We start from the raw sequence: 26049 nt of genomic DNA on the forward strand, positions 1-26049 counted from the left end.
AATTTTAAAGCAACAACAGGCATTTTATTTTATTCTTTAACATAGAATTTGATGGGTTTATTAATGATTTTCAACAATTTTTTTGATAAAAGAATATTGCTTAAAACAAATAAACGACTGAGTATTCCAATTCTTACCAGCAGTGTAGTAAAAAAGGATGAGTTATTTTTAAAGAATTTATTATGATATCTCCACATTCCCTTTGCTTTGTATCCCAGGACTCTAAGAGGAATCTGCTTCGTACTATAGCTTTTTACATGGGTTACTTTCGTATGTGGTGTAAAAATGATTTTCCATTCTCCGTTCAAGACTCTATAGAACCAATCATAATCTTCACAATAAAGGAAATATTTATCATCAAGCAGGCCAATTTCATCTATCGCTTTTTTTCTAACAAACATACATGACCCTGAAATCAATTCTACTTCTATGGGATGATCTGGTAAGGCTTTATCAGATAACAGGTAGCCTGAAAATTTGGGGTTATTTGGAAATATTTTATCTAATTTGCACATTTGATTGAATACTCTGGCAGGGGTTGGGGTAAGGCCTCGACATCCTACTTGTTCAGTCCCATCCAGATTAGTTACCAGACAGCTTACCATTCCAGCTTCAGGATAATCATTCATAACCTGAAGCAGGTGTTCAATAGTGTTTTCGCTAATAAAACAATCTGGATTTAAATATAGAACAAAGGGTGTTTCTATCATGGGATAGACCGCATTATTAGCAGCTGAAAAACCAAGATTGGCATGGTTTTTATGAATATGAATGTTTGGATTGTCTTTGTATGCACTAGTTAAAAGGTGCAAACTATTATCAGATGAGGCGTTATCAGAAATAATTATTTCTACCGGAACAGTGCAGCTTAATACTTCCTCGATGCATTTCAGCAACATTTCCCCTGAATTGTAATTTACAATTACTACAGTAACTAAGGGATATTGAGATTTCATTTTCTTGATCCTGTTAAAATACCTATATGTATATCCTGGTTTAAGTCCGGGAATGACACAATTTGATGAACATTCTCTAAATTTTTTACCATGGTAAACCTTTATTCAGGATCTTGAGTAGTTGAAATATATTTGTTTTTCGAGATTTTTGGATTATTTTGCGTTGTCTTAAAACCCTCTGCAAACCTTTTATTGCGTCAATCTTGGATTTTAGAATGGTTGAGGTTTGTCCCCTGAACATAAATAAAATAATAGTAACGATATTTAATAAAAGATGTAATGGAATACTTAGCAGTAATAAGGCCGTAGGCATATTTTTAAAGTAAGTCCAGACCAGGTTGCGATGCCCATGATAGGTATAGAAATCGCTATGCCTCTTGGTAGTTGCTGAGCCAGTGTGCTCAACAATAGCTTTAGGAACATAAGCCCCCCTATAGCCTAAAAGCCATAAACGGAAAGCCAGGTCGATGTCTTCATAATAGCAAAAATAATGCTCATCAAATCCTTGAACGTCATGAAACGCATTACGTCGGTATAGGGCAGCAGCAGCACAAGGAGAAAAAATCTCTGAGATACTACCAGGATCCTGATTAAGTGGTTTCCTGTGATTCCTGCGCCAGGCTTTTCCGCTGATATGATAGCAATCTCCAGTGCCGTCCAATAAATGGGGTTCTTGTTCACAAATTAATTTAGAGCCCAGGAAAGCGAATTGTGGGTATTCACGGATGGTGTATACCATTTCCTCAAGCCATTCTTTATGGGGGTAGGCATCAGGATTAAGTAATGCTATCCAATTGATCGCAGGAGATAAATATTCTATCGCGCGGTTATTGCCAGATGCAAATCCAAGATTTTTGTCATGTTTAATGACTGTTAAAGGCAAATCCAGACTAAATATCTCTTCGGGGATTTCTTCATGACTGGCATTATCAAAAATGATAATTTGAGAAGGTTTATAGGTTTGTATAGCCAGTGCGTGAGCTGCTTTTAACAGATATTTCCCTGAGTTGTAGTTAATAATGACGACTCCAATATTAATAGAGTGATCGGCATTAGACTTCTTTGGAAACTCAACTGTGGTGACGAATTGCTGTGTCGATGCGGTGCTTGAGTCCTCATGTATTGACGTGTACATTCCGGTTATGCGCTTCGGTTCTTCTTTCATTTCACTCAACGCAGCGAGTGTCCTAAGAAGTCTACTGTTGTTAGATAAGTAACTCACGATCCTGTTTCCAATTTGGGAGAGCATTGATCATACTAATGTATAAATTATTGCTTTCTATAAACCAACTCATTTTTTCAATTGAAAAATATTTATTCACAAGCTCTTGTGTCAGCACATGTTTTACCTGTTTATCATAGAGGTATGGCAGAGAAATAGAGGAATAAGACACTGATAACACTTCACATCCTTGTACTAAACTTTCTGCCAATTCAATGGGTAGATGATAATATTGCTGGTCTATTACCTGTATATTGTATTTTTCTTTTAACGCATTAATTATTAATAAAAATAAATCAGGATTAAGTGCGGGATGAGGTTTTAAAATAACAGTACTACCTACAGAGGCGTATTCTGATAGAATGTCTTTATAAAGTGCAATTTCATTATCTATCGTGGTTAATTTGGACTCAGTAAAATTGCTGAGCATAAGCAGATAGCATGGATTGGGGTTATTTTTGATTAGATCCCGCATATGAGTTTTAAATTCAGGGATGCAATTAGCAAGATCAGCCACACATTTTTTTAAATCATTTCTAGATATAATAGAGAAATCGCATTGAGTTAAAAAATCTTTCCCGGGATCACAAGGTATAGCCAGTAAGGCTTGTTGAGCTTGTAATTGATATTTTTTTGCTGGATAGATTAATTTTCTTTTTAATCTTGCAAGTATATTGTGCAGTATAATTCTTTTCTTATTAATAATTTGGTACATAAATCGAGAGAAATAGTTCTGGGTATAGACTAATCCTAAGGCATCGCCATAGCAAATACGTTTCGCATTGGGAAAAGCGTGCATCAATGCCTGGTTCCAAAAATCACTGCTGATGTCATGCGAAAAGAAGAATTCATCAAATTCATATTTTTTTAGTTTACGATGTATTAGTTTTGCTCGTAATCTTACTGGTAAGTAAGTGATGAATTTGGGGTGTTTGAATAGCGAGTAACCCGATAAAAAAATTGAGTTGGGTTCATTGCTAATTAACGATTGGATATGAGAGATTCTAAGAGAATTAAATGGAATGTGTGGTTTGGTAAGAATTACCAAGGGTTTTAATGGGGACTTATTTATTATTTTGTTATGTCGATAGGCAGCAATAGCAGGTATTAATTGATTAATATGATCAATACTGATTAAGGCGGGTTTATTCATAGTATGGGTAATTCATTTATTAATATCATACAAGTTTTTATCAGCACTATCTATCCACTTCCTCACGGTCGCGGCTCGGTTATGGTCGTGGTTTGGTTTTAACAATAATCCGAGCCGCGACCGTGAGGGAGTGGATAGTGAATTACATCCATTGACGAAGCACTAGGTAAATGGATAATCCACTTCACTGTTTAAGCCGTTTTCTAATAAAAATCTCTTTAAAGGAGCCAGTAGTTGTAAATGATGTTGCATGGAGGTGCTGTAATTTGTCAGGTTACAATGGTCTGTTTCTAACAGAGCGGTCACCAGTTCAGAAGTTAGCATACTCTGATAGGGGATGGGAGCATTAACCTCTTCCCATTTCCAGTCTTTTTCCAAACTGGTTTGCCATGCCTTTTGTTCCCATTCCCTTGAGATAACACGTAGATTATGATTGTAAATTTCAATTTGAATGGGTGCTATTCCACTTTTATCACAATGCAGGAAACCGATGCTTCCATTCTCAAATCGCGCGATTAATGTCCCTGTTAATTCGAAGTACCCCTTTCTTTTACTGGGTATAACTTGTTTATCAAGATATCGGGTATCCAGCTCAAACTGATTGATTCCGGTGATATAAGCCAAATGATCAAGATAATGGATCGCATTAGTGACTAAACCGTATTGGCTTCCGTTGACATGATATTGAATGATTTCATTTTTAAATACAGTATCTAAATGCCGATAGTATGGCATCATCCTCATGGTGCAATTAACCCATGTTTTTGTATCTTTTGTGGATAACTGCTTGGCAATATCGTAATAATCTTGTTTTTGGGTAAACAATAATTTTTCAAGAACCAGATGTTTCACTTCTGCTTTATTTAATAAATTTTCTATGATGGATCTTCGGCTATTTGCTGTGCTGGCGATAATTGCTATGTCTATTGATTGATGATTTGTTATGGTCTGTGCATAGCTAATTTTATGTTTTACATCTTGAATAGTGGCATCAAAGCGGGTTTTAGCTATTTCAAGTGATTCAATATTAGGATCAATAACATTAATTTCCATTTCTTGATTTAGTAAATTAAGCGATTGTAAATGTCTGCTGCCTAATTGTCCTGCACCAACTATTAGTATTTTTTTCATGATAAAGTATATTAATTATAAATTGGTGAGTATTTTAGCTGACTTGCTTATTTAATTCCACCGTTGTTAATTGTTGTTTTTGTGTTTTTGCTATTTGGCCTGATAGCCATTTCGCTAGTACACGGTGTCCTTGTTCGTTAAAATGTGACAGGTTCATAAAGTTATTTTTTGAATAGTTAAAACTGGGTGTCAGGCAATGAATTTTGGAAAATTTCTCACATATTTGATGAATATCATCCAATTCATTCTGAATATCAGATATTTTAAATTGAGTTTGTTTTATACCATTTTTGTATATTGGAGAAACAAAAAAATACACATGGTCTGCAATAGTTGAAGAAGATGAAAATAATGAATTTAAGAAATTCCTATACATAGGTAATTTTTTTTTAAAATGGCTGTATTCTTCCGAAAAGCTGTCCGGTAAAGAAATAAAAGAATATGAGTGTTCTATCTTTTTACCAGGGTCATATATTCTATCTAATTCTAAATTGGTAAGAAGATTAATTCCATGTGGATGAAGTAAATAAAACTGGCTATATGAATTGTTTATATTATCAAACCAGTATTTTGGGCTCGTGTCTGCTGCTATTAAGCTAACTGATGAAGTAAAATTAAATAAATTAATTTCTACTATCAAGGTATCCAAGTGTATTTTATTTGTTTTTAAATAATTAATGTTAGTCAAGATATCTTCACCGCTAGACCCAAGCTGTGAAGCATTTAAAACAGTATGATTTGGAAAATATTTAGCCATAAAATGAGTGTAAGTTTCTCTAGCCAGAAGACGATAACCGTAAGAAAAGGAGGAACCGAGTACCAGGATTACTGGTTTTTGGGGTGATTTTAATTTCTTATTCAAATAGGCTTGGATAAGGGGGTATCTCTCCCTATCAATAAAATTTCTAACATTAACCAAGTTATTCTTATACAAGCTGGAAGTTAATATTCCTAAAGCATAACTCCAAAATAAATGAGTAAAAATTAATCCGAGGATTATGGTAATAATGTATTTATAATAAATTTTTTGAACCATTTCGTCATATCACTAAATCAAAAGTTAAAATATAAAAAAGTACTTGATGTTTGGGAAATAGTTGTTATTGAGAAGTAAGCTAATATACCCAAACTAAAACCATACCAGATATGAGGAGTCCAAATAAGTTTATTCGCAATTAGACCGGAGGATGAATTAGATATGTCTTTATTTGAATTATCTAATATGGCATTAGTTTTTTTCATTATTTGAATAGTGCTTGGTAAAATAAAACATATCAATAAACCTAATAATAGAAATAATCCAAAGAAAATATAATTTAATAAAAATAGTAAACCAGAGGTGCCATAATAGTAAGTATGAAAATGAAGCATTCCTTTGTAAAAGTTTTGAGCAGTTTCAAAATCATTAGAGCGAAATAATACCCAGCCAAAAACTACCAGAACGAACGTTATTGCTATCGAAAAATATCTGAATATTGTCAATGTTATCTGTGAATTTATCTTGATTTTGTAGAAGTGGCTTATATAAATTTTTACCGCATACCACCCATGGTTTAGAATAAGTAATGTACCATGATATATGCCCCATAAAATAAAAGTCCACCCAGCCCCATGCCAAAAACCTACTACAACCATTACGATAAATAAATTCATATATTTATGAAAACTGCCATGTCTGTTTCCGCCGAGAGGTATATACAAATAATCTCTGAAAAAACGAGATAAACTCATATGCCATCTTCGCCAAAAGTCAATGATATTGATTGCCTTGTATGGAGAGTTAAAATTGACTGGTAATTTAATCCCTATCATATAACTGAGGCCTATTGCCATTTCAGAGTAACCAGAAAAGTCGAAATATAATTGCAAGGTATAGCCTATGGCACCAATCCAAGCGTCTACAAAAGAAAGATCATATCCTTTACCAGGCAAATCAAAAATATAATTGACTTTGGGAGCAATGGTATCTGCCAAACAAACTTTCTTAAATAATCCGATTATAAATATAGATAATCCTATTATAAAGTATCGCATGAAAGGGAACTGTTTTATCGCTACAATTTTTTTAAATTGAGGCATGACATCGGAGTGATGAATGATTGGGCCCGCTATCAAGTGTGGAAAATAGGTAACAAATAATGAATAGTTAATGAAATTAAATTCTTTTACTTTTCCTTGGTAGGTATCAACTAAATAGGCAATCTGTGTAAACGTGAAAAAGGAGATCCCTAGAGGTAAAATAATGTTTAGGTAATTAAAGTGAGTATGGGCCACTGTGTTGAAATTTTGTATAAAAAAGTTCATGTATTTGAAATAAAAAAGGGCACCAAGGTTACAGACTATCCCGAGAATTAAAAATGTTTTTTTGTAGAAAAGTCGTTCGTTTTTAATAAGTAACTTACTAATTAAATAATTAAAAACTATCGAGGCAATTAGCAAAATAAGATAGTTTGGATTCCACCAACCATAAAATATCAGAGAAAAAATTAACAGCCAGGGAGTGACACCAGATTTAAAGTAATAAATGAGAAAATAGCTTCCAATGAGGGCAATTGGTAAATAAACGAATAAAAACAAATACGAATTGAATAACATAATACCTGTTTTGATGGAATTAGAAAGAGAAATAATAATTTAAGTTTTCAGGAATTGCTACATAAAGTATACTGATTTGAATTACATCGGTCTCGATTAGTTTCATCTGTTTTATTTTAAAGGATTTGCTATTTTATATAGTCGGAGATTCAATGATTTTTCATCAGCTTTTTGATCAAGACTCTTGTACTTACACCTACCTCATAGGGTCTGCTGATAGTAAGCACGCAGTCATCCTTGATCCTGTTAAATCAAATGTTTCAAGCTATATCAACCTAATTAATAAATTAGAATTAAATCTGGTTGCTTCTATTGATACTCATCTCCATGCCGATCACATTACTGGCTCAGGTCTATTGACTACATTGACTGATTGCCAGTCTATGATGGGGATTGAGACGGATGCTAAATTTGTAAACATTAAGTTGCGAGATGACGAGTTTTTAAATTTTGGAAATATTAAAATAAGAACAATGCATACTCCAGGTCATACTCCAGATTCTTATTGTTTTATACTAGAGGACAAAGTATTTACGGGTGACACTTTATTGATTAACGCTACGGGTCGTACCGATTTTCAAAATGGCAGCGCCAGTGAACAATATGATAGTCTGTTTAATAAGCTTTTAAAGTTACCTGGATTTATGAAAGTGTATCCTGGTCATGATTATAACCAGAAGTACTTTAGTACCATTGATCATGAAAAGCAAAATAATCCCAGATTACAGGTAAAATCAAAGCAAGAATATGTTGAAATGATGGGTAATCTAAATCTGTCTTTTCCTAAAAATATGCATTTTGCTGTTCCAGCTAATCTAAATAATGGATTAACTGAGCTAGAAGCTAATTCTTTAATTTAACAAATCCAACTGTTTGCATCTATTGTTTTGTTAATATTTGCCTGTTCTCTCGCAGGGTAAGTCCATCGTTTGATTTGGAACTATAATTGTGCCTAAATAGCTGTCATCCTGACTTTTATGAAGGATCTCTGGGAATAAATATTATTTCCATGAGAGGCTTGGTCGAGTTTACCCTGAGTTAAGGCAGGGCTCTGAATAGAATTCTTTCCAAACTCTACTGCGGTGGGAAATTGCTTCGTCGATATGATGCTCGAGTCCTCATGTACTGACCTGTACACTCCGGTTCTGCGCTCCGTTTCTCCTCGCACTTCCCTCACCTCAGCGAGTTTGGAAAGAGGTCTAATGATAGCTATGTGGATTATTTATATCGAAGTATGATTTTGCGTTGTATCCTTTCAGCTAAAAATTAAAGACATGATTTACCTCATAAGTTCTACATACCATGAATATTGAAGTAATGAATAGTTTTAGAAGCTGAATTCTCAACTTTCCTTTAATAAGTTCGAACTATCCTAATCAAAATTGGCAGTAAATTCGTTTATCTGATATCATATCCAGTTGATTTTAAATATGTATTTTTGAATGGCACTGAGTTCAAGATTAGACAAAAACTTACTTTCCATTCTCGAACTCGGTTTGTTTGTAAATTAGAAATTTTAATATACAGGAACATTGTGCGATTTGTGATGTGGAATTTATTAATTTTTCCGCTCATTTTTGCAAAAATTAAATACAGATTTATTTGTTACTTAATATTCCGTTAATAATCAGAGTGTACAATGTGATCCAAGCAATGAAATTTGCTTAAATTTTGTTCATCTTGTAGTTGCCAAGAACACCATGGAAGCGTTCTATGGAGAAGTAGGTAGCTGCTATGTTAGGGAGATTTTTAGTCATGTTAATTTTGACTCGGCGTATAGGTGAAACATTAATTATAGGTGATGATGTCAATATTACCGTTTTAGGTGTAAAAGGCAATCAAGTTCGCTTAGGTATTAATGCCCCCAAAGATGTTTCCGTTCATCGTGAAGAAATTTATTTGCGCATACAACAAGAAAAAGAGTCTGATGATTCAGAACAAGCAGTATAAATCGATTTCCTCGCAGCTCATCCAGTTCCGAGCACTTAAACCTGCTCGGGACGAACCTTCAAATACCATTTCAAATGTATTCCATAAAGGTTATTCAAGTAGTTTGTTAGCTTTTCCAGGTTGAAGTGACGTGTCCCCTGATGAAAGAAAATGGTTCACTCCCTTGCTGTCTTTTAAAATCAATTGGCCTGAATGATTTACACCACAAGCAACTCCCGATATAGAACCCGTGGATTGAGAAACGGTGATGTATTGACCTGCCAGGTAGTCGTTCGCATTCCATTCATCCATAAAAATGCTGAGGTCAGCTTTTATAAAATCGTTTAAATATCGTTCCAGATGAACAATGAGATTCGCAATTAAAAGATTACGATTATACTGTTGCTTAAAAATTTCGTACAAAGAACACCATGGCTTATCTGGCAAAGGGTGATTTTCGGTGTCTGTATTGACATTTAATCCTATTCCAATGATGACTTGCGAGTTGCTGTTTGATTCCGCAATGATCTCAATAAGACTACCACATAATTTTTTATTGCCCCACAAGATGTCATTTGGCCATTTGATTTTGATATCACTTGAATTGTTTATAGTATTTAAAAAAGCAACTATTGCTAAACTTGAAACGAGGCTTAACCCAGAAAGTCGAGAAAGATCACTGCTGAAACTCCATCGGGTAGAGCAATAAATATTCTCTCCGAAGGGGGAATGCCAATGTCTTCCAAAGCGGCCCCTTCCTTGAGTTTGTATTTCAGCACAACAAATTTCCACCGCAGAACTGGGTGGTAAATCTTTCAGATATCGGTTGGTTGAATCAATCGATGTAAATAAATGCAAATGAAAAGGTTGTTTAAATCCTTTTGTTTGTAATTGATTTGTAATGACATTAGAGTCTAACAGGATTAAGGGGTTTGCCAATTGGTAGCCTTGATGTGGCAGGCGAGTTATAGAAATCCCTAAATCATTAAGTTGGTTAATTTGTTTCCATACAGCGGAGCGACTGATTTTTAAAGCCTTCCCTAGTTCACTGCCACTATGGCGGGCTCCATCCCCTAGAATTTTTATTAATGTGTGTTGAGACGAGTTAAATTGAAACATATTTTTGATAGGTTATTAAAATTTTAAACTAACATTCTGGTGAAGCTGTATAACACCATGACGGATTTCTCTGACGGCAGGATGGTAGCATAAAGCTCCACTGCAGCAAACTTCTGGCATAAAGGATCGTAATTGCCAGGTCATGTTATGTAAAGGATCATCAACTAATTGTTTGGTTGGAAAACTTGTAGGAACATGAAACTCTTTGGTTGGATAGGAAAGACCTAATCCACTGGCTTTAATAAATGCTTCTTTTTGCGCCCAAACGTGAAAAAATAAAGCTGGTATAAGTGATTTAGGAGCCTTTTTCAATTCCTGAAATTCTTGTTCGGAAAACAAGTTTTTAGCTATTCCTTCATAGGGGCGTGCGGAATATTTTTCTATATCAACTCCTATAGGATAAATTTTCCCTACCGCTAGTATAGCCATTTCACCCGTATGGCTTATATTAAATTGCAATTTTTGTGAATTGATAACATTGGGTTTTCCATGAGCGTTGTAGCTGAATTCCAATCGTTCAGGAGAGATATTAAGATAACCTGCAAGAATGATTCTTAAGGTGGCTCTGGCATTGGTGAAGCGTCTTTTGTGGCGACTGAAATAAAATCTATCGGCACGGGAACGTTCATCCGCATTCAATAATTGATAGGCGGTATGTAATTCCTGGTCTAAAGAGAACTGCCAAAGATCAATACGTGATTCATTTAAAATGCAGTTTTGTGTGTTTAATGGAGTAAATCCTGTAATTATCATCTGTTTTGTCTGAAATCTGGCATCGATTAACGGTTAAGAGTATCATATACCAAAGACGTTTAATTCACCAAAGAGTAATCAATGACCCGGCAATTTTTGGATTTTGAGCAACCTATAGAAGAGTTGAATCAAAAAATTGAGGCGCTGCGTATGGTTGGCAGTGATAATGAAGTTAATTTAAGCGAGGAAATAGCTCGACTTGAAAGCAAGTGTTCTGAGTTAACAGAGAATATTTTCTCTAAGCTTGAGCCATGGCAAGTAGCTCAGATGGCCAGGCATCCTTTAAGGCCGCAAACTACGGACTATATTGAGAGGATTTTTACTGATTTTCAGGAGCTGCATGGTGATCGCAGTTATTCTTCAGCTCCTGCTATTATTGGGGGCATGGCTCGTTTAAATGGAGAGCCTGTTATGGTACTTGGTCATCAAAAAGGTAAGCGCACCAAGGAAAAAGTTTATAGAAACTTTGGAATGGCACGACCTGAAGAATATAGAAAAGCATTGCGTTTGATGAGAATGGCTGAAAAATTCAAGCTTCCGATATTCACCTTTATCGATACAGCCGGAGCTTATCCTGGTATTGGTGCTGAAGAGCGTAACCAATCTGAAGCGATAGCACGTAATCTATTTGTGATGTCTCGCATTAAAACACCGATTATCTGCATTGTTACCGGCGAAGCAGGTTCAGGTGGGGCATTGGCGATTGGGGTTGGTGATAAAATTATTATGCTTCAATTCAGTATTTATTCAGTCATTTCTCCAGAAGGTTGTGCCTCAATTCTTTGGAAGGATGCTTCGAAAGCCAGTGAAGCGGCGCGAGCTATGGGAATTACTGCCGATAGAATATTTGAAAATGGATTGGTGGACATGGTCGTTCCTGAGCCATTAGGTGGCGCACACCGAGATGTTGATGAGATGGCTAATCGCATAAAGAGACTGTTAACGAGTGAACTTCTGGCTTTGAAAAAAATACCATTGGATCAATTAATTGATTTAAGATACCAAAAATTTATGGCAATGGGTGCATGTGACTAAGCCTTTATTAAGTTCAGAGTGGATTGTACGTCTGGAAAAATTTAATAAATTGGTGGTTGGGTTTAGTGGTGGGCTGGACTCTACTGTGCTGTTACACGTTTTTTCCTCGCTCCCTTCCTTGCGTAATAAATTCCTGGCTGTACATATTAACCATGGGATTAGTAGGAATTCTCTGGCCTGGCAAAGGCATTGTGAGCAATTTTGTTCAGATTTGGGCATTGATTTTATTGCCAAAGCGATTGAATTTGATCGTTCTGCCAATATTGAAGAAGCAGCACGTACTGCGCGGTATGATTTTTTTTCATCTTTATTAACGAATAAGGATTGCCTGGTTTTGGCGCATCATCTTGATGACCAGGCTGAAACCGTCCTTTTACAACTCTTTCGTGGCGCAGGAATAGATGGTTTGGCAGCAATGCTTGAATTGAGTGATTTAGAGACCGGTCAATTAGCAAGACCATTTTTAACTTATTCGAGATCGCATCTTGAGAGCTACGCGCTTAGTCATGGGTTAAAATGGGTAGAAGACGAAAGCAACCAGGATACCAAATACTCTCGAAATTACCTGCGTCATCAGGTAATGCCATTATTGGCAGAAAAATGGCCTGGAGTAACAGGTAACATTGCCAGAGCAGCGACTCATTGCCAGCAAGCCAAAACTAATCTGGAGGCACTGGCTATTAATGATTGCCCAGATTTGTTAAGGGCTAACGATCAGTTAAGTATCGAGCCTTTAAAGGTACTTGGATTTGATCGGACTACTAATGTCTTAAAGATCTGGCTGAAAAAGAATCAGGTTCAATTACCCTCCACGAAGACATTTCAACGAATCGTCCATGAAATAATTTTTTCAAGTTCTGATGCCATGCCGATGGTGAGTTGGGGAGAAATACAAGTACGTCGGTTTCAACATCATCTTTACTTACTTCGAGGAGATGTGATCAATTTACCAGAGGTTATTGAATGGCAACAATTTCCTACACCTTTAATATGTCCAGAAACAAATATTGATTTGTCTGCGGTAAAGGCTAAAAAAGGACTAATGATTCCAAAAGATGCGAAAATTGATGTTCGGTTTAGAAAGGGTGGTGAAGAGTTTTATTGGCATGAACAAACGAAACATTTAAAAAAATTATTTCAAGAATGGCAGATTCCGCCCTGGATAAGAGACCGAGTTCCATTGGTTTATATTAATGATCAATTGGCATGCATAGTAGGTTATGCAGTGAGCGATTCATTTTTTACTACTAATCCGTTGGAAGCTTGGTCGGTAGTTAATAATTATTAATATCAACAATATCCGCTCCCTTACGGTCGCGGCTCGGTTTTATCCACTCCCTTACGGTCGCGGCTCGGTTTTATCCACTCCCTTACGGTCGTGGCTCGGTTTTATCCGCTTCCTTACGGTCGCGGCTCGGTTTTATCCGCTTCCTTACGGTCGCGGCTCGGTTTTATCCACTCCCTTACGGTCGTGGCTCGGTTTTATCCGCTTCCTTACGGTCGCGGCTCGGTTTTATCCGCTTCCTTACGGTCGCGGCTCGGTTTTATCCACTCCCTTACGGTCGTGGCTCGGTTTTATCCACTCCCTTACGGCCGTGGCTCGGTTTTATCCGCTTCCTTACGGTCGCGGCTCGGTTTTATCCACTCCCTTACGGTCGTGGCTCGGTTTTATCCGCTTCCTTACGGTCGTGGCTCGGTTTTATCCGCTTCCTTACGGTCGCGGCTCGGTTTTATCCACTCCCTTACGGTAGCTGCTCGGTTTTATCCGCTTCCTTACGGTCGCGGCTCGGTTTTATCCACTCCCTTACGGTCGTGGCTCGGTTTTATCCGCTTCCTTACGGTCGCGGCTCGGTTTTATCCACTCCCTTACGGTAGCTGCTCGGTTTTATCCGCTTCCTTATGGTCGTGGCTCGGTTTTAACAATAATTCGATTGAACAATAATCCGAGCCGCGACCGTAAGGGAGTGGATAAAACTGATATCAATTTTCAATATCAAAAATTTGTTTCAAAAATAATTAGTTAACGTGATAACATGTCCTTCCATAAACAAGTCCTAAACCAAATGGAAATGGTGGAATGATGATACCTGAAACAGTAATTCCTCTTGCATACTTTATTACCTTTACATGCTATGGAACATGGTTACATGGAGACAAATCAACCTCGGTCGATCACTACAACAATATACCCGGCACTGATTTTATCTCTTATGCCCCAAGGCGATTAGATCAGGTAAAAAAACTCATGCTAGAAACCCCTTATTCCCTGGATGAATTAAGACGCAGTATTGTTTTGCAAGCGATTAGCGAGGTATGTAAATATCGCCAGTGGGTATTGTTAGCAGCTCATGTCAGATCAAATCATGTGCATCTTGTTGTTCATGCCAAATTATCTCCCGAACAGGTGATGAATGCAGTAAAAGCATACGCTTCGCGTTATTTGAATAAAGCAAAATTAGATAGTGGTAGAAAGAGTCGATGGACTCGCCATGGAAGTACACGCTATCTTTGGAGTGAGGAAGAAATTGAAGCAACAATTCAATACGTTGTTTATGAACAAGGTTCGCCAATGGCTGTGTTTGAAAATAAAAATAGGGTATTCGGAGTTGAAATTTGATTTGCCCGCTTCCTCACGGTCGCGACTCGGTTCTTATAACAATTCGATTTAACAACAATCTGAGCCGCGACCGTAAGGGAGCGGATTAAGTTTAAACCAAACTAAATTATTTCTTCAGTTTTTTTGTTACGTTTAATACTATACATCATTATCGAATATGTTTATTCTGCACAAATTTGAATACTTTGAAATTAATTTCTACTACTTATGTCTGATACTCATTGCGAAAAAACCTATCGATCGAAACTATTTAAGCAGGGATTGCTAGGTTTATTGATTATATGCCTGGTTTTTTTACTTCTCGAATTTTTCTCAAGATGGATAGCGGCTACCAGTACGGCGCCTTTTGGGGAAAATATCAGAAATGATCAGAAAATGATTGTTAGTGATTCTATTAAACAAGGCATTGTTGCAATCGGCGATTCCATTATTGCCAGAAGTTTTTATCCTGAACTTTTTTCTTCTTTGTTGGCTAAAAATTTTTCCAAATCCTATGAGGTATATAACATAGGAGTGGAGGGGTCAGGAATTGTACACCATCGAGCATACTTAAAATATTTATTGAAAAAGAATGTCAAACCTGATTTTGTAATTATGAATGTTTCTGTGCATAATCTTAATTTGAGTAATCTTGCTTTCGAGAATAATCATGTGGTTGATCCAGAATATTTAGACAGCAACTCCCTGGATTATTACACTCGCTGTTTTGTAGTAGACAAACCAACGACTACCGCAAAAATGTACTGTAAAATTGCAAAATACTCCTATTTTTTTCGTTTAATCCATTATTATCATCAACAACTAAACAGTAGCATGCAAGCCTTATTGCATACTCAGCGCTTACGTGTTGACAACTTGTTCATTAAATATCCTGCAGTTTCAAAACAAGGTTTTTCGCCGAATTTTGGAAGTCTTACTGAAGAATCGGTGAATACTCCAAGAATGCTTGAGTTTTTAAGATATGAATACAGAAATGTGTTTACCAATTTTAAATTAGGCACAGAGGGATTGGATAGTATCATTGATGACTTTAATAAAAATTCAATTAAAGTGATTTTAGTTTTAGCTCCCATATATCATCCAGTAACACGTGTAATATATGATGAATATGGCCTGCCACCCAATAAAGTCATAGTAGATGCGCTGAAAAATTACGCAATAAGAAAAAATATCGCATTCATCAATTTATTTGATGAATGTCAGGATCCTATTTACTTCCAGGATCCAGTACATCCTAATATCTATGGCGCTGTAAAGATAACGACATTGCTATCAAAAAAAATTATTAACAAACAATTTGCAGGTCCAAAAGGGTATTTGGATACTGAATTATTTCAATACATAAAAAGCAATAATGAGAATAAAGCATGAATTTTGTCACTTTTCAGTTCGTTGTTTTTTTACTGATATCGGTCCTCGTTTTTATGATGACCAATCAATATTATCGCAAATATTTTATTTTATTTTGCAGTTATTTTTTTTATGGTACCTGGAGTGTTCCTTTAATCAGCATCATATTATTTTCAACTTCAGTGGATTACTATCTGGGTAAAAAAATCCATATAAGCAATTCGAAAACTCAAAAAAAGATCTATTTGACCTTATCTATTGTGGTGAATTGCGCCATACTGGTGTATTTCAAATATATGAATTTTTTTATTTCCAGTATTGATGCGATTGGGTCAAATTTAGGAATCTCATATCCCTTGCTAAATCCAATGCATATTGTTTTGCCTCTTGGGGTTTCTTTTTATACATTTGAAGCGATCAGTTACATTGTGGATATCTATAGAGGAGAAAAGCCTGCGAGTAGTTGGTTAAATTATAATTTTTATATTATGTATTTCCCTCACTTAATTTCAGGACCAATTGTTCGCTATAAAGAATTGCACGCTCAATATGAAAATAAAATGGAATTACCTGAGACCTCGAGGTTAAAAGAGGGATTTCAATTATTACTTTATGGATTTATTTTCAAGTTAGTTATAGCCGATTCAATGGCTTCTATTGCAGACCCTTTATTTGATAAGTATCAGACAATCGGTCATCTGGAATCCTGGCTAGCCAGCATTGCATTTACTATCCAGATTTATTTTGATTTTCTTGGATATACTCATATTGCACGTGGAGTATCATTATTTTTTAACATTCAATTACCAGTTAATTTTAATCATCCATATAACGCACGCAACATTAGCGAATTCTGGCAGCGTTGGCATATGACTTTGTCATTATGGATTCGTGATTATTTGTATATTCCCTTGGGTGGTAACAGGGGGCGTTTATATCAAACAGTCAACAATTTATTAATTACAATGTTTATCGCCGGGTTATGGCATGGTGCATCCTGGAATTATGCCATTTGGGGAATATATCATGGTTGTTTATTAGCTGTTTATCATCTTTTCCGATTTTATTGTGTTAAAAAAAATCCACAGGTTGAAAACCAATTAGCAAAAATTGGTTCCATCGTAATGACTTATTTATTAGTGGTCGTAGGTTGGGTGATTTTCCGATCCACTTCGTTTGAACAAACATTCACTTTATTAAATAAGATGTTTGATATTCCAGGGTTTGTACATGAATTTATTTTGAATCAGAGGGCATCGGCTTATACCGATTCCTTATTTTATCTTACAGGAATGATTGCCTTATGTTTTATAGGACCAGCATTTAAATCAATTGAAACTAAAATCTTATCGACTATCCAGCCATTTTGGGTCAAGAAATGGCTTTATTCTCTTTCAATTTTTACAGTGTTAATTTTTATGTTTTCACCAGTTAAGCCGTTTATTTATTTTGTTTTTTAATTGGATGGTTTTTTAAACAACACAAAGAGAGTCAGGTTAGAAGTTTATTTTTGGAGTAGGTTGGTTGACGTAATAGTAGTGCCCTGGATTATCATTTTATGGAAATTTATTATCCGCTCCCTCACGGTCGCGGCTCGGTTCACCCATAATCCGAACTCCCTTACCGTCGCGGTTCAGTATTGTTTAAACCGAGCCGCGACCGTGAGGGAGCGGATAAATGAAGTGTGTAATAATTATATACTTCATACACCACTATAGATTTGCCATCAGGAAAAGCATCATTGCGCAAAATTTATCAATACACAACTAACACTCAGGTAAATTAACGGCCAAACCACCCATGGATGTTTCTTTATAAATACTTTGCATGTCCATTCCGGTTTGTTTCATCGTTTTGATGACCTTATCTAAAGAAATTTGATGCTGGCCATCACCTATAAGCGCCATTCGGGTTGCATTAACCGCTTTCACAGCACCCATGGCATTTCTCTCGATGCAAGGAATTTGTACAAGTCCCAAGACCGGATCGCAAGTCATTCCCAGATGATGTTCCATGGCAATTTCTGCGGCGTTTTCAACTTGTTCAATGGTACCACCAAGGACAGCTGTTAGACCTGCTGCAGCCATAGAGGAGGCAACACCCACTTCACCTTGGCATCCTACTTCAGCACCAGAAATGGAAGCACCTTTTTTATAAAGGATACCAATTGCTGCGGCAGTCAGAAAATAAGTGTAGACGTCTTCATTGCTCATTCTATCGTGAGCTTGCTGGCAATATTTCAGAACAGCAGGGATAATTCCGGCAGCACCATTGGTTGGTGCTGTTACAATCCGACCTCCTGCCGCATTTTCCTCATTGACAGCCATTGCATAAAGGTTCAGATGATTCATGATATCTGATTGTTCAAAAACGCTTTTGACGCCTTTTTGTTCTATGAGTTTTCTATATAAATCTGGTGCTCGTCGTTTTAAATTAAGTCCGCCGGGTAAGATTCCGTCATGTTTGCAACCATTGTTTATACATTCATCCATTACTTTGGCAATGTCTAAAATTCCTTTATGAATATCTACTGTGCTTCTCCATGTTTTTTCATTGACTAACATTAACTCAGCAATTGTTAAGTGATGTTTTTTGCATAATTTCAATAATTCGTCTGCCGTTGAAAAAGGATAGGGCGGTGGATTGGTATCTGTTGTAGATTGGTTAAACTCTTCTTCAGTAGTAATAAAACCACCACCAATAGAGTAATACACTTGATTAATTAATAAATGATCATTGTCATCAAAAGCGGAGAAGCGCATGCCATTACTGTGTTTTGGTAATAATTCTTTTTGTAAAAATAAGAAATCAGTTACTTCATTAAAAGGGATATTTTTCTTTCCAGACAAATTGAGTGTATGAGAGCTAAGGATTTCATGCATTCTTGGAACCATAGATGCTGGGTCGACTGTTTCTGGCGCTTTGTTTTCGAGTCCATTTAAAATGGCTTTATCAGTTCCGTGACCTTTGCCTGTCAGAGCCAGAGAGCCATAAAGTTCCACTTTTACCCTTTGAGTTTTTTCAAAGAGATTTTTTTGATCCAGTAACAGCAAAAAAGCATTGGCAGCTGACATAGGACCAACCGTATGTGAGCTTGAAGGCCCAATACCTATAGAAAACAAATCAAAAACACTAATATTCATTGCTGTGATAATCTCTTGTTCTATTTAGAGGCAAGTTTAGAAGGATATTACCTTTTTGTCTATTGTATAATTAAATGATAGCTTATGACTGGTAATTTTATGAGAATTTAGGCAAAATTAGTGGGCGATTTGTTTTTGTTTCATATTTTGCCCATTTTATTGAGCGGAATAAGAACTTAAGTTAAGACTAAAAGGGGATTGTTTATGAAGATGAAATTGGTCACTGCAGCTGTTTTTGGGCTGGCAATGTCGACAGCAATGGCTGCAACCGATGCCACATCATTAGCTACGGACAAAGATAAATTGTCTTATAGTATTGGTGCCGATTTAGGGAAAAATTTTAAAAATCAAGGTATTGACGTCAGTCCGGAAGCTTTGGCGAAAGGTATGCAAGACGCAATGAGTGGCGCTCAATTGGCTTTAACCGATCAACAAATGAAAGATGTTCTTAATAAGTTTCAGAAAGATTTGATGGCAAAACGAACTGCTGAATTTAATAAGAAAGCTGATGAAAACAAGGTAAAAGGCGAATCTTTTTTAACAGAGAATAAAAACAAGCCAGGCGTTGTTGAATTACCAAGTGGTTTGCAATATAAAGTGATTACCAGCGGAAATGGTGTTAAACCAGGAAAATCTGATACAGTAACAGTGGAATATACTGGTCGTTTGATTAATGGTACCGTTTTTGACAGTACTGAAAAAAATGGCAAGCCCGCTACTTTCCAGGTTTCACAAGTCATCCCTGGATGGACTGAAGCATTACAATTAATGCCAGCTGGTTCAACTTGGGAAATCTATGTTCCTTCAGGTCTTGCTTATGGTCCACGTAGTGTTGGCGGACCAATTGGGCCTAATGAAACCTTGATATTTAAAATTCATTTGATTTCAGTGAAAAAATAATCATAAAGTTTTGTAAATTAAAATCACAAAAAAATACATCCCTCTCACTGGAGAGGGATATTTTTTATAAAGCATGTTGAAGTTTACACAAGCGTCATTTACAGAGTGATCCAGGGAATGAACAAGCGCCTGTTTATCATTTTCATTTTAGGTTTTTCTTCCGGCTTACCTATGGCATTAATCAGTAGTACTTTGCAAGCATGGTACGCTTATAATGGTATGTCGGTTCTTGCGACTGGAGCATTAAGCTTGGTGAGCTTGCCCTATGCCTATCGTATTTTCTGGGGTCCTGTTTTAGATCGTTATTCTTTGTTTAATTTGGGTAAAAGACGAAGTTGGATTCTGACCATGCAGATATTATTGCTATTAGGATTTAATCTTATGGCCTGGTTTAGTCCATCCCAATATCCGAAATTGATGGCATTTCTAGCCTTAATATTGGCTTGTTTTTCAGCCACCCAGGATGTTGCTATTGATGCACACAGAGCAGAATATCTTCCTCCCCAGGAGTATGCACTTGGGGCTTCTTTGGCTGTATTTGGTTACAGACTGGCTCTCTTATTATCGGGCGGTTTGGCATTAGTAATGGCAGAAAAATTAGGTTGGGCTTTTACTTATCGTTTTATGGGTTTGATTATGGCGGTAGGTATGCTTGCAATATTATTCAGCAAGGAGCCTTCCTCTGAAATAAAAGAAAAAAGCAATTTTGTTTTTTCATTTATTGCCCCGGTTAAGGATCTGCTAAGTCGTCCAGGCATTGTTTATCTTTTTATATTTATATTTTGTTATAAATTAGGGGAAGCGTTCACCACAACGACCAGCGGTATAGTCATGCCGTTTTTGATCCAGGGTTTGGGTTTTTCATTAGATACTATTGGCTATATCAATAAAATGCTTGGAATAGTTTCTATATTGTTAGGTGGCTTGACTGCGGGTTTCTTGTTGATGCGCTACTCATTATACCGCTCTTTATTTTTCTTCGGGTTATTACAAGCGCTTACCAATGTTCTTTTTGTAGTCTTGGCGATGACAGGGAAAAATGTTGTTCTATTAGCAATCGCTGTGTTTTCTGATAATTTTGTTGCGGGAATGGGGTCTACTGCTTTAGTCGCTTTGTTTATGCGTTTGGTGAACAAACAGTTTACCGGAACGCAATTTTCCATGCTAGTCGCATTATCCACCTTACCCAGGATAATCTCCGGCCCTGTCGCTGCGGCTATTCAGATGCATATAGGATGGGTTGGTTTATATCAATTATCTATTGCCTTTGCCTTGTCTTTTATACCATTTTTAGTGTTGATTAAAGAGCAAACGAAGGAGCAGTTACCACAAGAGTTAGAAGTTGAAAAAGCAGGAGATTTAAATACTATAAGATAATTTAGGATTTAGGAAACACTCTACTTACATAATCTTCCTTAAAAAGGGATTTGTCGGTTCATTGTTTGCAGAAAAAAATGTTTATTAATATAATCATATAAGGAATAATTGAATGATTCGAAATTTAGCAAAACGAGCTGTTAACAGATTAGGGATGTTATCAAAGCAAAAAGTAATTCATACTGAACCCATAAATTTAAATATTACTGAAAAAACTGATAACTCTAATTCCCATAGTGCTCCTGATATTAAAGATTATCTAAATTTAGAAATAGAACATCCTGAACCCATAAATTTAAACATTGCTGAAAAAACTGATAACTCTAACTCCCATAGCACCACTAATATTAAAGATTATTTAAATTCAGAAATAGAACATCTAGATTATTTTGGTATCGAAGAGTTGCGTATTTTAGATAATTTTTTTTCTCAGTTGTCAGATGAAAACTCAAAGATTGCTACTGCAAAAATACTCTTTGAATTTTTTTCTAAATTTCCGGAAAAAGCCAGATTAATTTCCAGTTCCTATTACTACTTATCATTAATGCCATTGTCAACGATTAGTTATCTGATTTTTGTTACAGCTAATTATAGTATGGGCAGGGCCGCTTGGTGTTTAAATGCAGCAAAAAGATTAGCAGAACAATGGCCGAATCCCTTGACTAGTATAATTCTGGCTCGAGTACTTAGGGAATGTGAAGGGTTGGATTCAGAACGTACAGTGCTTGAAAAGGAATATCTTAAAGAGAAAGATATAGTTGTTTTTTATAATCTTATAAGTAATTTAATTGATAGTGATCGAGTTGAGGAAGCAAACAATGCGATTGAAACAATAAGACCCCTTGTAGAGAAAGAGCTCGCTGACGAAATAGACGCTGTTAACAAAAATCAAATTATGCTTGAACAGGGCATAAAAAATGATTTATTCGCACCTGAAGGTGATAATGATATTTACACCGATGAAATGTGCCGAAATTATTGGACTTCGTATTATGAAAGTTTTGTTACCCGTAGAGAGGAGGTTCATGGAGATCGTTTGATTCTTAATCATTTTCTTAGCTGGATCAAGTCTGTTCAAGATGATGTGGATGTAGTATTAGACTTTGGTACATTATGTGCTCAACCCCTATATGAAGCATCAATATTGGCTCCACAAATTCAATTTATAGGCACTGATCGTCAGAAGTTTATTGCCGAAATGAATTCTGAAGCTTATCCTATGTCTAATCTTTCTTTTGATCATGGTGATATTTTCGAGGTTATGAAAAAAGTAGGTAGTTTGCCTGGTCGTAAAGCTTTGGTTCATATTAGAACAACATGTACTTTATATCCAAAATTTATTGAAGAGTTATATGAATCTGCAAGGAAATTTGGTTTTACACACATATATATGATTGAAAATGCTGGATTAGTTCGTTCACGGCTTAAATTTATTGAGTTTAATAGCATGCAGGAAAAAGCACTTGTTACCAAGCATCGTTTGAATATTCATAATTACCGTGAACAGTTGGAGAATGCTGGATATTACGTAAATAAATTTCATAGACTTGCTGCCCCAGGTTTATGGCGCGGGGAACATCCAGCCAACTATCTTGGTTCTCAGTATGAAATTCATGCCATAAGTAAGTAGTTTATTAAGTTGGGGGCAAGTTAGTACACTATATCTTTTAATATGTTATTAGTTGTCCCCTTCAAGGATCCACTTACAATTTTCACAAATGCAATCTTGAGACCTCAGTTATTCGTTTAGTAAAAAATTGAATAAAAAAAATTTCATTGGTACGAGGGTGGGACTCGAACCCACACGCAATGCCTTGATTTTATTGAGTTAAAATAATATGGACTTGAAACTTACCCAAGATCTTACCCAACTTTGGGTATGGTAGCTTATTTAAATGTTTGCGAAAAGATGCGAACAGAAAAGAATTACTTTCATTTGGGTTAAAGTTTAACGGCAGTAATTTCACTATACTATAATGAAATTATCGTTCGCGGAAGTGAGGTATTACATGGTTAAGTTTTTTGCCCAACAATTTGATTGTGGTTCTCTTAGTGGCATTTCAGGTAATGGTTCACTTTTAGAAGAAAATACATTAAATGATATAAAAGCTGCAGTACAAAATTATCCATCCCAAGTTAGTCCTTGGATTATTTTTAGAACTGCTGACGAAGGTAATCGATGTTCTCCAATAATGTATGTAAATTTCAGTGAGAATAAATGGGTAGGTTTAGAAGAAAATTAAGACACAAATAAATTTAACTCATTAGGTTATATGGATTGACATTATAGCTATTAGGTGTAGAGGGTAAGTAAGCAATCTTTAAAACTAGCTTGTGTTAATACTATAAAGATATGAATCTTGTAGTATTGAATATTTTCCTTTTATACGGAAAAAATAGACGAGAATAAACGAAAAAAAAATGGATTCTAAAAAAATTGAGCAAGCAGTAAGAGACAAAGTAGCGGAATTCGCTCGTGTAAGGGAGGGCTGTTTTTCCGTAAATATCCTATTTGACAAAAACCAACATCAACTCACTATCCATCAAAAACACGTGGATTTTTTAATCAAAATAAATTGATTTTAAAGAAAGGCTTTTCGTGAAGTTTCAGCAACCGAGCAGAAACCTCACTGTACAACTGATCATCAAGCGTTGAAATCTAATAGTTAATTTATGATGTATAAGGACCATGCTAATTTGATGTTACCTAGAATAGGAGAAATGAGTGTTCAGTGTTCAGCAACCGTCTAATTTTTCTTGTCTATAATCTAAATAAAAATTAATTATATTTGAGGTAATATGAAAAGGATATTTCTATTAGCGTTTGTTATTCTCCTTGTCTTTATTAGTTCTTGTAAAAATACTTCAAACATTTATCTCAAGTGTCTTTATTATGACGAGTACGATAATTCAATTAAATATAAAAGAGATTATGTCTTGAATTTAGATCACCTAACAGTGCAAGATTTGACTCACTCAGATATAAGAACTGGTAAGTTAACAATAGAAGAAGATAGATTTATACTGGTTTTTCCTGACATAAAAAATTACCTTTATGAAGGTAGGATTACTATAAATAGAACCTCTGGCATAAGCTATTGGGAGCAAGGAGAACCGCCATTTAATAAGGGAAATCCTAAGAACACAGTAATGAAGGGGATATGTCAAAAATTTAGATCAAAATCATTGTAAAAAGTTTAATTCAAAAAATTGCAAAAAAGGACTCAATACGAGGCTTTATGTGAACATAGTAATATTCACTCTGCATTTGATTTTTTTAGTTCGATAACAAGGGTTCTTGTTTCTTCTCCTCGCGCATTCCTCACGAACCCACCCGCAATTGGGGCGCCATCACACATATACCAAGATAAATCTAGGCCATTCAAATTGGATCTGAAGTTACTTTGAACACTTGTCAACTCTATGTATGAAAAGGATCTAAATTCTTTTGAAGTGGAAGGCACAAATCGGATCATAAGAAGATCTCCTTAAATAAAAGTTCTAATAATTCATATAAAATATGATGATTTGTACTTATATTATACATGATGCATTACTATAAATGGAATATTCGTCATAAAGGAGCATGTAATTTGGACAGACCTATACTTTTATGATAGCTAAAATTTATAACTAAACTGCGTGCGTCAGAAAGGCTTAAACTGGGATAATACCCAAGGGTCATCGTTTGAGGTTTCTTTTCCCATTGGAATCTGAAAATAAATACTTTCTTTCCACTTGGGCGCGCTTCAATGACTAGGCCGTCACGATCTGCTTTCCTTTTGGTTTTTCCATTTTCTGCTTTTAATGCTCTAACCGATGTGTCAGTTAACATAGGGAGTTACCTCAACTATTGGCAACTTTGGAAAGAGAATATCTTACCCAAGATCTTACCCAAAGTATGCACGGTTTAATATGAAAATTTACGAATAGTTGAGAATGATTTGAGAAGTAGAAGTCAGTATTATTTCAATAATAATCAATAAGTTAAATGTATTTACGAACCATTAAGAACTGTTTTTAATTTCCTCAATGGTACCGAGGGTGGGACTCGAACCCACACGGTGTCACCACCACCGGATTTTGAATCCGGCGCGTCTACCAATTCCGCCACCCCGGCACGCGCGGTCATTATAACAAAGATATAGATTCTAACAATGGTTTAGTTCATTTATTATTTAAAATAAGTTTTCATTGGTTATTAGTTTGACAATTCCTTTGAATTTATTAAATAATGTGACAGGACTTACGAAAAACTCCAATTTCTTCATTAAAAATTTTTTTTCTTCGACCTTGGAGTTTTTCGTAAGTCCTGTGTGATCTGCAAATTCATGGAATGAGAGAAGAATCAGTCTAATTGTTGGAGTTTTTATGAAAAGGTATTGCTCTGTAATTTTAGGTTTGGCTTTGGCTCAATATAGTTTAGTCACTTTTGCTTTCACTTGTCCGGATCCAAAAACTACTTCATTACAATGGGGAGTTCCACCATCACCATGGGTAGAAAACCCTTTTTCACCTAATAGTCCTCAAGGTGAAGAAAATACTCGTTTTGTCCGAGCCAATATCCTGGTTGCCGGGTATGGCCAAGGTGTGACCTGTACTTATAGAAATTCAGTAGGTGATTTCTCTATTTTATGGCAAGCACGAACCAAAATTCCAGCACGAGGTGATTATAGCTGGATTGAAACCATGGGCGGTTTTGTTTGTACGCAAGGTTTAAATGAGTGTCAGTTTTATGTGGCTGATCCATCTGCTTAATGTGGATTATA

At 35.9% G+C, this 26049-nt stretch carries 23 protein-coding genes and 1 tRNA gene; 13 read left to right on the forward strand and 11 right to left on the reverse strand.

Annotation, left to right across the window (positions count from 1 at the left end; all coding sequences use genetic code 11):
• Positions 1 to 29 precede the first annotated feature (29 nt).
• The 6 genes from ACZ5EK_RS04080 to ACZ5EK_RS04105 form a co-directional block, all read right to left on the reverse strand.
• Positions 30 to 956 (reverse strand): glycosyltransferase family 2 protein, encoded by a 927-nt coding sequence (locus tag ACZ5EK_RS04080; protein WP_464431530.1) that lies wholly within the window; start codon positions 954 to 956, stop codon positions 30 to 32.
• Between the two features lie 85 nt (positions 957 to 1041).
• On the reverse strand, positions 1042 to 2121 hold the full coding sequence (locus ACZ5EK_RS04085) for a glycosyltransferase family 2 protein (protein ID WP_464431531.1): 1080 nt from the start codon (positions 2119 to 2121) through the stop codon (positions 1042 to 1044).
• 40 nt (positions 2122 to 2161) lie between these two features.
• Entirely contained in the window at positions 2162 to 3331 is a 1170-nt protein-coding gene (locus ACZ5EK_RS04090) for a polysialyltransferase family glycosyltransferase (protein WP_464431532.1), read from the reverse strand.
• Positions 3332 to 3493: 162 nt separating this feature from the next.
• Complete coding sequence (locus ACZ5EK_RS04095; protein WP_464431533.1) at positions 3494 to 4462, reverse strand: Gfo/Idh/MocA family oxidoreductase; 969 nt, start codon at positions 4460 to 4462, stop codon at positions 3494 to 3496.
• 34 nt (positions 4463 to 4496) lie between these two features.
• Positions 4497 to 5498 (reverse strand): hypothetical protein, encoded by a 1002-nt coding sequence (locus ACZ5EK_RS04100; protein WP_464431534.1) that lies wholly within the window; start codon positions 5496 to 5498, stop codon positions 4497 to 4499.
• 17 nt (positions 5499 to 5515) lie between these two features.
• Positions 5516 to 6766 carry an MBOAT family O-acyltransferase gene (locus ACZ5EK_RS04105; protein WP_464431535.1) on the reverse strand — a complete coding sequence of 417 codons (1251 nt, stop codon included), beginning with the start codon at positions 6764 to 6766 and terminating at the stop codon, positions 5516 to 5518.
• Positions 6767 to 7209: 443 nt separating this feature from the next.
• On the opposite strand from ACZ5EK_RS04105, the gene ACZ5EK_RS04110 reads away from it, so the two are divergent.
• Entirely contained in the window at positions 7210 to 7917 is a 708-nt protein-coding gene (locus ACZ5EK_RS04110; protein WP_464431536.1) for an MBL fold metallo-hydrolase, read from the forward strand.
• An 895-nt stretch (positions 7918 to 8812) separates the two neighbouring features.
• Positions 8813 to 9007 (forward strand): carbon storage regulator CsrA, encoded by a 195-nt coding sequence (gene csrA / locus ACZ5EK_RS04115; protein ID WP_011213314.1) that lies wholly within the window; start codon positions 8813 to 8815, stop codon positions 9005 to 9007.
• Between the two features lie 90 nt (positions 9008 to 9097).
• Here the strand turns inward: csrA and ACZ5EK_RS04120 are convergent, their stop codons facing one another.
• Complete coding sequence (locus tag ACZ5EK_RS04120; protein ID WP_464431537.1) at positions 9098 to 10105, reverse strand: biotin--[acetyl-CoA-carboxylase] ligase; 1008 nt, start codon at positions 10103 to 10105, stop codon at positions 9098 to 9100.
• A 15-nt stretch (positions 10106 to 10120) separates the two neighbouring features.
• On the reverse strand, positions 10121 to 10858 hold the full coding sequence (locus ACZ5EK_RS04125; RefSeq protein WP_464431538.1) for a 4'-phosphopantetheinyl transferase family protein: 738 nt from the start codon (positions 10856 to 10858) through the stop codon (positions 10121 to 10123).
• Positions 10859 to 10939: 81 nt separating this feature from the next.
• Here ACZ5EK_RS04125 and ACZ5EK_RS04130 point away from each other — a divergent pair, with 81 nt between their 5' ends.
• From ACZ5EK_RS04130 to ACZ5EK_RS04150, 5 genes are all read left to right on the forward strand, one after another.
• Positions 10940 to 11893: an acetyl-CoA carboxylase carboxyltransferase subunit alpha gene (locus tag ACZ5EK_RS04130; protein ID WP_464426720.1), complete on the forward strand. Its 954-nt coding sequence runs from the start codon at positions 10940 to 10942 to the stop codon at positions 11891 to 11893.
• The gene (tilS, locus tag ACZ5EK_RS04135; protein WP_464431539.1) at positions 11886 to 13181 is read left to right on the forward strand and encodes a tRNA lysidine(34) synthetase TilS; all 1296 of its coding nucleotides are present in this window, start codon (positions 11886 to 11888) and stop codon (positions 13179 to 13181) included. Before ACZ5EK_RS04130 ends, tilS begins: the two co-directional genes overlap by 8 nt.
• A gap of 792 nt (positions 13182 to 13973) precedes the next feature.
• A complete protein-coding gene (locus ACZ5EK_RS04140) occupies positions 13974 to 14510 on the forward strand; it encodes a transposase (RefSeq protein WP_464432452.1) in 537 nt (178 codons plus the stop codon).
• A gap of 375 nt (positions 14511 to 14885) precedes the next feature.
• Positions 14886 to 15881 carry a DUF1574 family protein gene (locus ACZ5EK_RS04145; protein WP_464431540.1) on the forward strand — a complete coding sequence of 332 codons (996 nt, stop codon included), beginning with the start codon at positions 14886 to 14888 and terminating at the stop codon, positions 15879 to 15881.
• A complete protein-coding gene (locus ACZ5EK_RS04150; protein WP_464431541.1) occupies positions 15878 to 17320 on the forward strand; it encodes an MBOAT family O-acyltransferase in 1443 nt (480 codons plus the stop codon). The genes ACZ5EK_RS04145 and ACZ5EK_RS04150 overlap by 4 nt, the downstream gene beginning before the upstream one ends.
• Before the next feature lie 306 nt (positions 17321 to 17626).
• Here the strand turns inward: ACZ5EK_RS04150 and ACZ5EK_RS04155 are convergent, their stop codons facing one another.
• Positions 17627 to 19003 (reverse strand): L-serine ammonia-lyase, encoded by a 1377-nt coding sequence (locus tag ACZ5EK_RS04155; RefSeq protein WP_464431542.1) that lies wholly within the window; start codon positions 19001 to 19003, stop codon positions 17627 to 17629.
• Between the two features lie 204 nt (positions 19004 to 19207).
• Between ACZ5EK_RS04155 and mip the strand changes: the two genes are divergently transcribed.
• The 5 genes from mip to ACZ5EK_RS04180 all read left to right on the forward strand — a co-directional run bounded on the left by mip (position 19208) and on the right by ACZ5EK_RS04180 (position 23860).
• Entirely contained in the window at positions 19208 to 19903 is a 696-nt protein-coding gene (mip, locus tag ACZ5EK_RS04160) for a macrophage infectivity potentiator Mip (RefSeq protein ID WP_464431543.1), read from the forward strand.
• A 117-nt stretch (positions 19904 to 20020) separates the two neighbouring features.
• The gene (locus ACZ5EK_RS04165) at positions 20021 to 21280 is read left to right on the forward strand and encodes an AmpG family muropeptide MFS transporter (protein ID WP_464431544.1); all 1260 of its coding nucleotides are present in this window, start codon (positions 20021 to 20023) and stop codon (positions 21278 to 21280) included.
• Positions 21281 to 21392: 112 nt separating this feature from the next.
• Positions 21393 to 22910 carry a hypothetical protein gene (locus ACZ5EK_RS04170; protein ID WP_464431545.1) on the forward strand — a complete coding sequence of 506 codons (1518 nt, stop codon included), beginning with the start codon at positions 21393 to 21395 and terminating at the stop codon, positions 22908 to 22910.
• A gap of 379 nt (positions 22911 to 23289) precedes the next feature.
• Positions 23290 to 23523 carry a hypothetical protein gene (locus ACZ5EK_RS04175; RefSeq protein ID WP_464431546.1) on the forward strand — a complete coding sequence of 78 codons (234 nt, stop codon included), beginning with the start codon at positions 23290 to 23292 and terminating at the stop codon, positions 23521 to 23523.
• Positions 23524 to 23701: 178 nt separating this feature from the next.
• Complete coding sequence (locus ACZ5EK_RS04180) at positions 23702 to 23860, forward strand: hypothetical protein (protein WP_464431547.1); 159 nt, start codon at positions 23702 to 23704, stop codon at positions 23858 to 23860.
• Positions 23861 to 24854: 994 nt separating this feature from the next.
• Here the strand turns inward: ACZ5EK_RS04180 and ACZ5EK_RS04185 are convergent.
• Positions 24855 to 25115, reverse strand: coding sequence for an Arm DNA-binding domain-containing protein (locus ACZ5EK_RS04185; protein ID WP_464431548.1), 261 nt, complete (start codon positions 25113 to 25115; stop codon positions 24855 to 24857).
• A gap of 198 nt (positions 25116 to 25313) precedes the next feature.
• Positions 25314 to 25400: transfer RNA gene (locus ACZ5EK_RS04190), tRNA-Leu, on the reverse strand.
• 251 nt (positions 25401 to 25651) lie between these two features.
• On the opposite strand from ACZ5EK_RS04190, the gene ACZ5EK_RS04195 reads away from it, so the two are divergent.
• Positions 25652 to 26038 carry a DUF3757 domain-containing protein gene (locus ACZ5EK_RS04195; RefSeq protein WP_464431549.1) on the forward strand — a complete coding sequence of 129 codons (387 nt, stop codon included), beginning with the start codon at positions 25652 to 25654 and terminating at the stop codon, positions 26036 to 26038.
• Positions 26039 to 26049: the final 11 nt, after the last annotated feature.

The organism is Legionella sp. JM-2024, assembly GCF_055389095.1.